The following is a 12,931-nucleotide window of genomic DNA, read 5'->3' on the forward strand; positions in this document are numbered from 1 at the left end:
CGTGTGTCCACCTGATCGGGATCTGCTCTAGCCCTCCGGCGTGGCGGTCTGCGCCGAGGCGGCCGGCCGGCGCAGCACCTCGGCGATCTTCAGGGCGAGTTGCTCGCGGGTGAAGGGCTTGCCGATGAGATGCACGCCGTCATCCAGCCGCCCGTGATGCACGATGGCATTCTCGGTGTAGCCCGACATGAACAGCACCCGCAGGCCGGGGCGCAGCGGCGCCAGGCGCCGCGCCACCTCGTTGCCCTTCATCCCGCCGGGCAGCACGATATCGGCGAGCAGCAGGTCGATCGGCGCCCCTGCCTCCACCAGCCGCAGCGCCTCGGCGCCGTCGCCCGCCTCCTGCACGCCATAGCCGAGCTCGCGCAGCATCGCGGCGGTGACCTCGCGCACCCTGGCATCGTCCTCGAGCAGCAGCACCGCGGCATTGCCGCCCGGGAGCGCGGCCGGCGCGACCGGATGCAGCGCGCCGGCGGTGAGGCCGGCGATGGCACGCGGCAGGTAGATCCGCACCGTCGTGCCCTCGCCCGGCTCGGAATAGACCTTCACATGCCCGCCCGACTGCTTGACGAAGCCGAAGACCATGGCGAGGCCGAGCCCGGTGCCCTTGCCCGGCTCCTTGGTGGTGAAGAAGGGCTCGAAGACCCGCGCCAGCACCTCGGGCGGCATGCCGCAGCCGGTGTCGGAGACGGCGAGCATCACGTAGTCGCCCGGCGTCACCTCGGCGTGGCGGGCGGCGTAATCGGCATCCAGCACCTTGTTCGCCGCCTCGATGGTCAGGCGGCCGCCCTCCGGCATGGCGTCGCGGGCGTTCAGCGCCAGGTTCAGCAGCGCGCTCTCCACCTGCGTCGCATCCGCCATGGCGGGCCAGAGGCCGGCGGCGTCCACCACCCGCACCTCGATATGCGCGCCGAGCGTCCGCCGCAGCAGGTTCGCCATGTCCGGCAGCAGCGCCGAGACGTTGATCGGCGCCGGCGCCAAGGGCTGCTTGCGCGCGAAGGCGAGGAGCTGCTGGGTCAGCGCGGCGCCGCGCCGCGCGCCCCAGATCGCCCGGTCGATGCGCACCAGCAGGGGGCTGCCGGGATCGAGCTTCGGCCGGATGAGCTCGAGATTGCCGAGGATGACGGCGAGCAGGTTGTTGAAGTCGTGCGCGATGCCGCCGGTGAGCTGGCCCATCGCCTGCATGCGCTGCGCGTCGCGGGCGGTGGCGGCGCTGCGCACGCGCTCGGTGACGTCGGTCGCGGTCAGCACGAAGCCGCCCTCCGGCATCGGGGTGCGGTGGAATTCCAGGCTGCGGTCATCCGTCGCGCGATGCCGCTCATAGACCACCGGCTCGCGCGGCGAGCGGCCGCCGCGGCCGTGCCGGATCTGCGCCGTGGTCTCGAGGAAGGCTTCCGTCCGCGCCGCCTCGGCGGCGCGGGCCGCGACCTCGGCATAGGGCAGGCCGGGCCGCAACGCCGCCTCGGGCAGGGCGAGCAGGACGGGGAAGCAGGGGTTCCAGCGTTGCAGCAGGCCCTCGGCATCGAAGACGCCGATGCCCTGGCTGATGCTGTCGATCGAGGTGGCGAGCTGCTGCGCCAGGGTCCGCTGCGCCGCCTCCGCATTGGCCAGCCGCTGACGCGCCAGGCCCAGCAGGCGCCCGGCCAGCAGCAGCAGCCCGATCGAGAGCAGCGTGCCCGCGACGGCCAGCCAGCGCGCCCGGAGCTGCGTCGCCTCGGACTCGCGGATGCGCTGCGTCAGCAGCCGGTTCTCGCCCGATTCCAATTCGCTGAGGATCGACTCGATGCTGCCCATCAGGACGCGGCCGAGATCGCCCTGCACGAATTGCTGCGCCCCCTCCAGGCCGAGGTCGCGGCGCAGCCGGATGGCCTGCGCCATCACCTCCAGCCGGCGCTGGATGGTGGCGGCCAGGGTCAGCATCCGCTCCTGCTGCGTCGGGTTGTCGGCCGTCAGCCGGCGCAGGTCGCCCTGCAGCAGGGTGATCTGGCCGAGCGCGTCCTCATAGGGCCGCAGATAGTCCTCGCGCCCGGTGAGGAGGAAGCCGCGCTGCCCGGTCTCGGCCTCCCACAGCAGCAATTGCAGCCGGCGCGAGGCGTCGAGCACCGCATAGGTGTGCTGGACCCAGGCCGCGGCGGCGCGGGTGCTGTCGAACTCCCGCCAGAGCAGCGCGCCCGTGATCCCGACCAGCCCTGCCATCGAGGCGAGCGCGAGGCGATGCGCACGCGGCGTGAGCTTTGCAGGCAAATTGGCGTCCTCGGCAGCCCCAGAGCCGGCCAAAAGACCACAAGGCGCGCCGGACGGCGAGCCCGCATCGCGCCCGCCGGCGGACCGGCCGCCCCGGGATCAGCCGCGCTTGCGCACCATGCCGGCGGCGGCGAGCGCGGCCTCGACGCCCGGCCGCACCGCCTGCATCACCGCCAGGGCCTCGGCCCGCGGCAGCGGGCGGGGCGCGATGCTCGCCGCCTCCTGCCGCGCGATCACCTCCGGCGCCCGCGCCGCGGCGAGCAGCGCCGCCTCCAGCCGGTCGCGGATGCCGGGCGGCAGCCCGGCCGGCCCGGCCCAGATGATGAGCTGGCGCGTCGCCGTCTCGTAGCCCTGCTCGATCAGCGTCGGCGCCTCGGGGAATTCCGGCCAGCGGTCGATGCTAGCGCTGGCCAGCATGCGGACGGTGCCGCCCTTCACCAGGCCGATCATCTCCGAGGTGCCGGTGTAGCTGTCGATATGCCCGCCCGCGACCTGGGTGCCGGCCTCGGCGATGCTCGGGATCTGCACATAGGTCATCTGCAGCCCGGCGAGGCGCTGCAGGTCGAAGAAGCTGACGGCCGAGCCCGGATTGGTGCTGGCGATGGCGAGCGGCCGCTTGCGGCCCTCGGCGATGAACTCGGCCAGGGTCCGGACATGCGGCAGGGAGGGGCCGACCGGGATGCCGATGCGCAGCTCCGAGGTGACGCCGAGGAAGTCGAAGCTCTCCCAGGGCCTGTAGGGCAGGTCCATGGTGAGCGGCGCGACCACCAGGGCAGAGAAGCCGACCAGGCCGAAGGTGTAGCCATCGGGCTTGGACTGGGCGATGCGCGTCGGCCCGAGCGTGCCGCCGGCGCCCGGCGTGTTGCGCACCACGATGGAGACGCCGAGCGTCTTCTCCATATGCGCGGCGATGGCGCGCGCCACCAGATCGGTGCCGCCGCCGGGGCCGAAGCCGGTGACGAGCTGGATCTCGCGGTTCGGCCAGCCCGCCTCGGCCGCCCCTTGCGCCGTGGCCTGCCGGAGGGCCGGCGCGGCGAGGGTCAGGCTGCCGAGCAGCACCTGGCCGGCGGCGGCGAAATGCGCGCTGCGCGCCTGGATCTGCTGCGAGAGCGTGTGCAGGTCGCGGAAGCGCCGCTCGAAGGGGCTGCCGGGGCGGATCGCGTCGATCCCGGCGGCGCGGTAGGCGGCATCGCCGACCGTGATCGCCGCCTGGATGGCATGGGCGCAGCCGAGCCTGAGCCGCGCCCGCGCCTCGACCGGCAGGGGCGCCTCCGGCCGGGCCGCGGCCTGCATCTCGCCGAGCATCTCGAGCAGCCAGGCGCGCGCCGCGCCGAGCTGCGCCGTGGCCCGCGCCACCTCGGCCTGCACCAGCGCGTCCTCGGCCAGCAGGGATTGCCCGCGCGGCGTCTTGCCCATGGCGAGCGCCATGAAGGCGCGCAGCATCGCCCCGGCCGTGCCGAGCGCGACGCCGCTGGCGCCGACCGCATAGAGGCCCTGATGCGTGAAGGCGTAGAGCGGCCCCCGCTCCCGCCGCCTCTCCGGCTCCTCCCGGCTGGCGCTGAAGCGCTCCGGGACGAAGAGATCCTCCACCGCATAGGAGTCCGAGCCGGTGCCGCGCAGCCCGATGGCGTCCCAGCTCTCGATCAGCCGCGCCGCGCCGGCCGGGAAGAGCAACGTGCGGATCGCCGGCCGGCCGAGCGCGTTCGGGCGCAGGCTGCCATCCGCCTCGCGCACCGGGCAGTGCACGCCCATCCAGCTCGCCATGCGGCAGCCGCTGGCGAAGTCGAAGCGGCCGGAGACGCGGTAGCCGCCCGGCACCACCGCGGCCACCACCCCGTTCGGCGGCCCCCAGGCGATGACGGCGCGCGGATCGGCGAAGATCGCCGCCGCCGCCTCCGGCTCCAGCATCGCCGCGATCAGCGTGGCGCTGTTGGCGACATAGGTGTTCCAGGCGACCGAGGCATCGTGCCCGGCCAGTTCGATGATCGCGCGCAGATAGGTGCCGGGATCGACCTCCTCGCCGCCGGCCGAGCGCGGCAGCAGCAGGCGCAGCAGCCGCGCGCGGTGCAGCGCCTCGGCCAGCTCGGGCGGGAAGCACCGGCTCGCCTCGATGCCGGGCGCCGAGGCCGCGATCAGCGGGCCGAGCGCCGCCGCGGCGGCCACCGGGTCGGCCGTGCCCGGGTGATCCATGCTGGCCCCCGCTCTCGTGCTCTCGTCGGCATTGCGGGGCAGCCCCCGCCGCCTGTCAATGCGCGGCGGCGGGCGGGCCAGGGGGCATGGCGGGCCGCAATTCGCCGAGGCGCGGCAGCACCTGCTCCAGCAGCAGCCGGGTCTGCGCCAGCGGCGCCTCGTTGCCGCGGCCGAGCGGGCGCAGGATGAACTTGCTCACCCCGGCCGCGGCATAGCCGGCGATGCGGGCGAGGATCTCCTCGGCGCCGCCGGCGACGATGCCGCGCGCCGGGTCGCGGCCGGTGCGGGCGCGATAGGCGGCCATCGCCTGCTGCACCGGCGCCTCCTCCGGCCGGCCGAACCAGAAGGCGAAGCCGGCGCCGTAATGGTCCGCGTCGATCCGCCGGCCGAGCGCCGCCGCCTCCCGCCGGATGGCGGCGATGACCTCGCCCGCCTCCTCCGGCGTCTCGCCGCCCGCCTGCCAGCCGGTGCCGAAGCGGGCGGTGCGGCGGATCGCCGCCGGGGAGCTGCCGCCGATCCAGACCGGCAGCGCCGCCTGCGCCGGGCGCGGCGCGATGCTGGCGGCGGCCAGGCGGAAATGCCGGCCGGCGAAATCGACGCTCTCCTCCCGCCAGAGCCGGGTGATGACCTCGAGCGCCTCGTCGGTGCGGCCGCCGCGCGTCGCCGTGTCGAGGCCCATCGCCGCCCATTCCGGCGCCAGCGGGCTGCCGATGCCGAAGGCGGGCAGCAGCCGCCCCTCGGAGAGCATGTCGATGGTGGCGCATTGCTTGGCCACCAGCACCGGCTCCCGCTGCGCCAGCGAGAGCACGTTCATGCCGAATTTCAGCCGTCGCGTGCGGCCGGCGACGGCGGCCAGCATGGTCAGGCATTCGAGGATGGGGGCGCGGCTGACCAGCCGGTCGGTCTGCCAGAGGGAATCCGCCCCCGCCTGCTCGCAGAGATCGACCCAGCGCCAGAACCCCGCGGCGCTGGCGAAGGGGTAGTCCATCAGGCCGAGGCCGATCGCCAGCCCCATGCCCTCAGCCCCGCGCCAGCGGCGCCAGTTCGTCGAGGCGGCGGAGGATGCCGTCGCGGTCGAGATCCGGCACCTCGAGCAGCACGCGGTCGATGCCGGCGGCGCGGTAGGGGGCGAGCGCCGCGGCCTCGGGCGGCGCGCGGAAGACGGTGATGGAGAGCGTCTTCAGGTCGCGCCCGGCCCCCCTCGCCGCCGCATCCAGCCGGCGCCGCGCCTCGGCGGGGTCGAAGCCGGCGCCGGCGCGGGGGAACCAGCCGGTGCAGAACTCCACCACGCGCTTCAGCGTGTGGTCCGTCTCGCCGCCGAGCAGCACCGGCGGATGCGGGCGCTGCAAGGGCTTGGGGTGAAGCCAGGAGGGCTCGATCTTCACGAACTCGCCCGCGAAGCCCGCCACCTCCTCGGTCCAGAGCGCCTGCATCGCCAGCACGCGCTCGCGCATCAGCCGGAAGCGCGTCGGGTAGCGGGCGCCGTGATCCTCCATCTCCTCGACGTTCCAGCCGCCGCCGATGCCGAATTCGAAGCGGCCGCCGGAGAGACGGTCGAGGCTGGCGACGGATTTCGCGGTGACGATGGGGTCGCGCTGCGGCACCAGGCAGACGCCGGTGCCGAGCCGCAGGCGCTGCGTCCGGGCGGCGGCGAAGGAGAGGGCGACGAAGGGGTCGTGGGTGTGGATGTAGCGCTTCGGCAGCTCGCCGCCGCCCGGGAAGGGCGAGCGCCGGCTGACCGGGATATGCGTGTGCTCGCAGACGAAGAGGCTCTCGAAGCCCCGCGCCTCCAGCGCCGCGCCGAGCTCGCCGGGATCGATGCCGTAATCGGTCGGGAAGTAGAAGACGCCGATCCTCATGCCCGGTCCTCCGTCGCGGCGCCGGGGCCGTTCAGCCCGGCTGCCTGGGCCATCACCTCGATCGCCTCGGGCTGGCGGGAGCGCACGGTCAGCGCATCCGCCCCGGAGTCCGCCCAGGCGCGGTAGCGCGCGCGGATGCGGGCCGGCGGGCCGACCAGGGATTTCTGGTCCACCCACTCATCCGGCACGGCGGCGATCGCCTCCTCCTTCCGGCCGGCGAGGTAGAGCTCCTGCACCCGCTCCGCCGCCTCGCCGAAGCCGCGGCGGATCATCATGTCCTTGTGGAAATTCTTGTCGCGGTGCCCCATGCCGCCGACATAGAGCGCCACCTCGGGCTTCAAGCGTTGCAAGGCGGCGCCGACATCCTCGGCGACCTCGACATGCACCGAGGCCTGGATGGTGAAGTCGGCGCGGGTCTTGCGGCGGCCGGTCGCCGCCTCGGCGCGGCGGAACCCCTCCTCCAGCCAGGGCAGGTATTCCGGCAGGGAACCGGGGACGAAGCCGAGCGCCAGCCAGCCATCGGCGATCTCGGCGGTCAGCTTCACCGTCGCCTCGTTGCCGGTGCCGAGATAGATCGGGATGTCGGGATTCATGTGCAGGATCGACTTCAGCGGCTTGCCGACGCCGAGCGCCCCCTCGCCGGTATAGGGCAGGCTGATCTCCTTGCCCGCATGCGTCACCGGCGCCTCGCGGCGGAAGATCTTGCGCATGATCGCCACATAGTCCTTCAGCCGGTAATAGGGCCGGCCCCAGGGCTCGCCATACCAGCCCTCGACGATCTGCGGCCCGGAGACGCCGAGCCCGGCGATGAAGCGGCCGCCGCCGGCGAGCGCATCGACGGTCGCGGCGCACATCGCGGCATTGGCCGGGCTCCGCGCCGCGAGCTGCATGATGCCGGTGCCGAGGCGGATGCGCCGCGTCTTGCCGGCGAGATAGGCGAGCGGCGAGACCGCATCGGTGCCATAGGCCTCGGCGGTCCAGACCGTGTCGTAGCCGAGCGCCTCGGCGCGCTGCGCCAGCTCGACCGGGAGGTTGAAATGCGCGCCGGAATAGCCGAGCGCGAGACCGAGCTTCATGGTGTTCCGCCCCCCGGGGATTGCCTGGGCCGCGCCGCGGGCGGCCTTGTCCGGGGCGAGCCTGTCGCAGCCTCGCCGGCTTGGCAAATCCCGGCGGCGGACGGGACGGCCCGCAATTGCCATGGCCGGCGGGCTTGGCGCCCGCCGGCCATGGCAGTTCTTCCGCTCGGATGGTCGTCCGGCGATGCCCGCCGGCCTGGTGGCCCTGGCGCCCCCGCCTCAGTGCGAGCCGGGCTTCATCGTCATGTTGCTGATGCCGTAGGAGACCTCGAGGATGAGGCGCCGGCCGCGCTGCACCCTTGTGCCGGTGTGGTAGCCGAAGGGGTCCTCGGCGAAGCCCGACCCCGCCGGGCCGGTCAGGGTCTGGATCGCGCGGGTGCCGTAGACCCGGGTGATCTCCTCGTCGCTGCGGCCGACGAACATGGAGAACTGGTGCGAGAGGGGCCGCCGCGCATGGCTGCCGCGCACGAAGCGATGCGGGCCGGCCTCCATGTCGACATCGGTGATGTAGAAGAAGAATTTGAGCTGCTTCCAGTCGTCCAGGTCGAAGTGGAAGGCGTCCTGCGAGGCGATGGCCAGCTCCGACTGGTCGGGCGTGCTGGTCGGGAAGCTCCACCAGAGGCGGGTGTCGAGCAGGGTCGGCGCGGCGCGGAAATAGCCGGTGGCGACCGAGTGCAGCCAGCGGTTCTGCGCCACCTCGCGGACCGCCGGGCAGTCGAGCGTCCGGTCGAGGAAATGCGCGACGAGGATGCGGCGGTCGTAGCGCTGCTCCGCCGCCGCGTGCTCGGAGGCGAGGAAGGGCTGCCGGCGGTCGAGGTTGCCGTAGCAGGCCGTGGTTTCGGCGAAGTCACGGATGGCAGCGACCGTAGTCCTCGGCAGGGTGAGGCCGGTGCAGATGCCGGCGTCCCGCAATTCCGTCACCGCCTCCGAGATCTTCATGGGCGACAGGGCGTCCGCTGTCGTTTCCGGGATGACCGCGGCCGGCTTGGCCAGGGCGGCGATGCCGCGGGCCACGTCGCGCGCCGGCACGAAGCGGCCGAGCAGCAGGATGGCGGCCCAGCGGGGGTGCCGCCGGATGTCCGAGAGATAGGAGGGAAGCCGTTGCAGCAGGCGCGCCAGGGTCCCGAAACTCGAGTTCTGCCCTGACTCACTGATAACCATGTCAAGCTCCATGCGTGCTGCCGGTCCTGTGGCGCGCGCGGTGCGCGGCCATTACCAGGGACTAGATTTCAGATGGAAATTTTTACAGTTACGAATGCACAACTTTAATCAAATTCTTGTTTCTTTGTAAGTCACATAACAGTCCATGGATACATATGCTAAATAAACCAACTGGTTTTTCGCGTGGAATTGGCAACTTTCGGTATAAATTCCCTAAGTACAATTCAGGCAGAAAACGATGGAGTCCCGGCCGCTCCCGCTGCAATAGCCGCTCGCGCTTCGCAGTCGCCAAGCTATGCCCGCCTGGCCGGGCCATGCATCTGCGCCGAACGGTACAAGCGGCACGGTACGGTTCCGCTAGCCGTTTCTCAACCAATCGCACCGCAACCTGCCGCTATCGTGTGGAACAGACCCCCCATGCCCTCAAGCGTCTCGACCACGCCGCCCGCCTGGCACCGCCACGGCGCGCGTGCCCTCGGGGCGGCGACCGTCACGGGCCTGGGATGCGGCCTGCTGGGCGGCGCCAGCCTCATCGGCGCCACGCCCAGCCAGGCCGCCGCCTGCGCCGCCGGGCTCTTCGCCCTCGCCGCGCTGCTGGCCTGGCCCCCGGCGCCAGGCGAGACGGGCCGCGCGGCGCGCCGCCCCGGCGGCCCGGCGGAGGCCGACCCGCTCCAGGCCGAGCTGGCGACGGCGCTGACCACGGCGCAGCCGGACCGCCCCGCCGCGCTCATCCTGCTCGAGCTCGACGGGATCGCCGCGATCCGCGACACCCAGGGCCAGGACGGCGTCGATGCCCTGGTCCGCCAGGCCACGGAGCGGCTGCACGCCGCCGCCCGGGACGAGGATGTCATCGCCCGCATCGGCCCGACCGAGTTCACGGTGCTGCAGCGGGGCGGGCTGCAGCCCGAGGCCGCGGCCCGCTTCGCCGGCCGCCTCGTGCATGCGCTGTCGCATCCCTACACGCTGGACGGCCGGCCGCTGATCTGCGGCGCCATTGCCGGCATCGCCGTCGCTGGCCCGGACCTCACGGCCGAGGCCCTGCTCGGCCGCGCCGGCATCGCGCTGGAGCGCGCGCGCGCCGACGGCCAGGGGACCGCCCGCTTCTTCGAGGCCGGCATGGACACGGCGCTGACCGCCCGCCACTCGCTCGAGGGCGCGCTGCGGCAGGCGGCCGCGGCGGAGGAATTCGCGCTGCACTACCAGCCGGTCTTCGACCTGCGCAGCCGCCGCCTGATGGGCTTCGAGGCCCTGCTGCGCTGGAGCCATCCGGGCCGCGGCGTGGTCTCGCCGGCGGAGTTCGTCCCGTTGCTGGAGCAGACCGGCCTGATCCTGCCGGTGGGCGCCTGGGTGCTGCGCACCGCCTGCCGGGAGGCGGCGCGCTGGCCGGCGCCGGTCGGCGTCGCGGTCAACCTCTCGCCGGCGCAGTTCCGCCGCGGCGAGGTGCTGCAGGCCGTCCGCAGCGCGCTGGCGGAGAGCGGCCTGGCGCCCGGGCGGCTGACGCTCGAGATCACCGAGGGCCTGCTGCTCGAGCACACCGAGGCGGTGCTGACGACGCTCGAGGCGCTGCACGCCCTCGGCGTCGAGATCGCGCTCGACGATTTCGGCAGCGGCTATTCCAGCCTCGCCTATCTCTGGCGCTTCCGCTTCGACACGCTGAAGATAGACCGCGCCTTCGTGCGGGAGCTGCGGCGCGACGGCAAGGCGGCGGCGATCATCGAATCGATCATCGGCCTCGGCCACAGCCTCGACCTGCGCATCACCGCCGAGGGCGTGGAGACCGAGGAGCAGCTCACCGCCCTCTCCGGCGTCGGCTGCGACGAGGTGCAGGGCTACCTGCTCGGCCGGCCCATGCCGGCGGCGGAGGCGACGCGGCTCGCCGAGGCCATGCCGCCGCAGGGCACGCGCAGCGCCGCCTGAGACCGAGCGCAGGCCGGTCGCACCGTCCCGCCTCCTCAAGCGCCGGGCGCAAGCCTCCGATTTGCCTTGGGCCTTCGCCGCACTGGCGACGGCGCCCGGCCGGGCGCTCGGCCCCGCGGGCCGTGGCCTCGCGCAGATGCCGCGGCCGTCATGCGCCGGCCATGAAATGGATACGTATCGAGACCGCCCGAACCGGTTGTCGGGATTGAGAATCAATTGCATAGGGCGCTCCCGCCGTTGCGGTGCGGCACAGGAGCGTGGAACGGATGGCGTTGTCGGTGGCAGGGCGCAGGCGCCTCGGATGTGCCCTCATGGCCGGGCCGGCCCTGCTCGGCCTCGGCCTGCAGGCCGCGCGGGCCCAGCCGGCCCCCGCCCCGGCCGCAACCCCCGCCTCAACCCTGGGCGCCGGCACGGTGGCGCTGCCGACGCTCGAGGTCGAAGGCCGCGGCGGCGGCACGGTGCAGGGCTTCGTGGCCTCCGACGCCCGGACCAGCACCAAGACCGACACGCCGATCCTCGAGGTGCCGCAATCCGTCTCCGTCGTGACGCGCGACGAGCTGGACGCGCGGCAGGTGCAGACGGTCGGCGAGGCGCTGCGCTACACGCCGGGCGTGCGGGGCGAGCCCTACGGGCCGGACAACCGCTACGACTGGTTCTTCCTGCGCGGCTTCCAGGCCGATACCAGCAGCGTGTTCCTGAACGGGCTGCGCTACCATTTCGGCAACCTGACCGGGATGCTCGAGCCCTATGGCATGGAGCGGATCGAGGTCCTGCGCGGCCCGGCCTCGGTCCTCTACGGCCAGATCGCCCCGGGCGGCGTCGTCAACCTGGTGTCGCGGCGCCCGACCGAGGCGCCGCAGAACGAGGTGCGGCTCTCCGCCGGCAATTTCGACCGGCTGCAGGCCGCCTTCACCAGCAGCGGCAAGCTCGACAGCGACGGGGTGTTCTCCTACAGCGTCACCGGGCTGGCGCGGGATTCCGGCACCCAGGTCGACGAGGTGAAGAACGACCGCTACTTCATCGCCCCGGCCCTGACCTGGCGGCCGAGCGCCGACACCAAGCTCACCCTGCTCAGCTACTACCAGCGCGACGCCACGCATGGCGACGAATTCCTGCCGGCGCTCGGGACCGTCTACCCCTCCGTCTACGGCCGCATCCCGACCAACCGCTTCACCGGCAACAAGGACACCGACCACTTCGACCGGACGCAGTACGGCATCGGCTACGAGCTCGAGCACCGCTTCGACCAGGTCTTCTCGGTGCGGCAGAACGTCCGCTACGCCCATACCGACATCGACTGGTACCAGACCTACGGCCTCGGCCTGCGGCCGGACCAGCGCACGCTCAACCGCTACGCCTTCCAGGCCTACAACACCCTGACCTCCTTCCAGGTGGACAACCAGGGCGAGGCGCGCTTCGCCACCGGCCCGCTGCGGCACACCGTGCTGGCCGGCTTCGACTATGCGAACAGCCTGTATGCCAGCCGCCAGCAGGGCGCCGTCGCCAGCCCGATCGACCTCTACGCGCCGGTCTACAGCGGATCGACGCCGGCGCTCTCGCCGCTGTCGAACAGCCGGCAGGCGGCGAACCAGTTCGGCCTCTACCTGCAGGACCAGATCCGCTTCGACCGCTGGGCCCTGACCGTCGGGCTGCGCCAGGACTGGGTGGACACCATCACCCGCAGCCGCATCGGCGCCGGCAGCAAGCAGAGCCAGGACGACGGCAGGCTCACCTGGCGCGCCGGGCTGGTCTATCTCGCCGACAACGGCCTCGCCCCCTATGTCAGCTACGCCACCTCCTTCCAGCCGCAGCTCGGCACCGGCTTCTTCGGCCAGACCTACGTGCCGACGACCGGCGAGCAGTACGAGGTGGGCGTCAAGTACCAGCCGCCCGGCAGCAACAGCTTCGCCCAGCTCGCGCTGTTCCACCTGACGCAGCAGAACGTGCTGACGACCGATCCGAACAACGCCCTCAACCAGGTGCAGACCGGCGAGATCCGCGTGCGCGGCGTGGAGGCGGAGGGGGTCGCCACCCTCTCCCGCGGCCTCAGCCTCCGGGCCGCCTACACCTATCTCGACCCGGAGATCACCCAGAGCAACGTCGCGGCGGAGAAGGGCAAGCGCCCGAACGGCATCCCGATGACCACGGCCGGGCTCTATGCCGACTACGCCTTCGATCCCGCCGCCGGCCGGCTGGCCGGGCTCGGCATCGGCGCGGGCATCCGCTTCCAGGGCAACACCCCGGCGGGCAACGCGCATGCGCTGATCGTCCCCTCGGTGACGCTGGTCGATGCCGCCCTGCGCTACGACCTCGCGCAGCTCTCCGACCGCCTCAAGGGCTCGCAGCTCGCCCTCAACGTCTCGAACCTGTTCGACACCGAGTACGTGGCCTCCTGCGGCAGCGCCTCCTCCTGCTTCTGGGGGCTGCGCCGCACCATCATCGGCAGCCTGGTGCATCGCTGGTAGGCGCCGCCGCCCGGCCTTG

The 12,931-nt window shown here is 72.7% G+C and carries 8 protein-coding genes; 2 read left to right on the forward strand and 6 right to left on the reverse strand.

The window, feature by feature from the left end; all coding sequences use genetic code 11:
• Window positions 1–27: 27 nt before the first annotated feature.
• From DOO78_RS06900 to DOO78_RS06925, 6 genes are all read right to left on the reverse strand, one after another.
• The gene (locus DOO78_RS06900) at window positions 28–2,244 is read right to left on the reverse strand and encodes a CHASE3 domain-containing protein (RefSeq protein ID WP_207802811.1); all 2,217 of its coding nucleotides are present in this window, start codon (window positions 2,242–2,244) and stop codon (window positions 28–30) included.
• A 99-nt stretch (window positions 2,245–2,343) separates the two neighbouring features.
• Complete coding sequence (locus DOO78_RS06905) at window positions 2,344–4,434, reverse strand: tripartite tricarboxylate transporter substrate-binding protein (protein ID WP_111468996.1); 2,091 nt, start codon at window positions 4,432–4,434, stop codon at window positions 2,344–2,346.
• 55 nt (window positions 4,435–4,489) lie between these two features.
• Window positions 4,490–5,449 carry an LLM class flavin-dependent oxidoreductase gene (locus DOO78_RS06910; protein WP_111468997.1) on the reverse strand — a complete coding sequence of 320 codons (960 nt, stop codon included), beginning with the start codon at window positions 5,447–5,449 and terminating at the stop codon, window positions 4,490–4,492.
• Between the two features lie 4 nt (window positions 5,450–5,453).
• Entirely contained in the window at window positions 5,454–6,293 is an 840-nt protein-coding gene (locus DOO78_RS06915) for an LLM class F420-dependent oxidoreductase (protein ID WP_111468998.1), read from the reverse strand.
• Window positions 6,290–7,369 (reverse strand): LLM class F420-dependent oxidoreductase, encoded by a 1,080-nt coding sequence (locus DOO78_RS06920; protein WP_111468999.1) that lies wholly within the window; start codon window positions 7,367–7,369, stop codon window positions 6,290–6,292. The genes DOO78_RS06915 and DOO78_RS06920 overlap by 4 nt, the downstream gene beginning before the upstream one ends.
• Before the next feature lie 219 nt (window positions 7,370–7,588).
• A complete protein-coding gene (locus DOO78_RS06925) occupies window positions 7,589–8,530 on the reverse strand; it encodes a phytanoyl-CoA dioxygenase family protein (RefSeq protein ID WP_111469000.1) in 942 nt (313 codons plus the stop codon).
• A 417-nt stretch (window positions 8,531–8,947) separates the two neighbouring features.
• Here DOO78_RS06925 and DOO78_RS06930 point away from each other — a divergent pair, with 417 nt between their 5' ends.
• A complete protein-coding gene (locus tag DOO78_RS06930; protein ID WP_111469001.1) occupies window positions 8,948–10,447 on the forward strand; it encodes a putative bifunctional diguanylate cyclase/phosphodiesterase in 1,500 nt (499 codons plus the stop codon).
• Window positions 10,448–10,758: 311 nt separating this feature from the next.
• Complete coding sequence (locus tag DOO78_RS06935; RefSeq protein ID WP_243634432.1) at window positions 10,759–12,912, forward strand: TonB-dependent siderophore receptor; 2,154 nt, start codon at window positions 10,759–10,761, stop codon at window positions 12,910–12,912.
• Window positions 12,913–12,931: the final 19 nt, after the last annotated feature.

This window comes from Roseicella frigidaeris (genome assembly GCF_003258945.1).
Lineage (GTDB): Bacteria > Pseudomonadota > Alphaproteobacteria > Acetobacterales > Acetobacteraceae > Paracraurococcus > Paracraurococcus frigidaeris.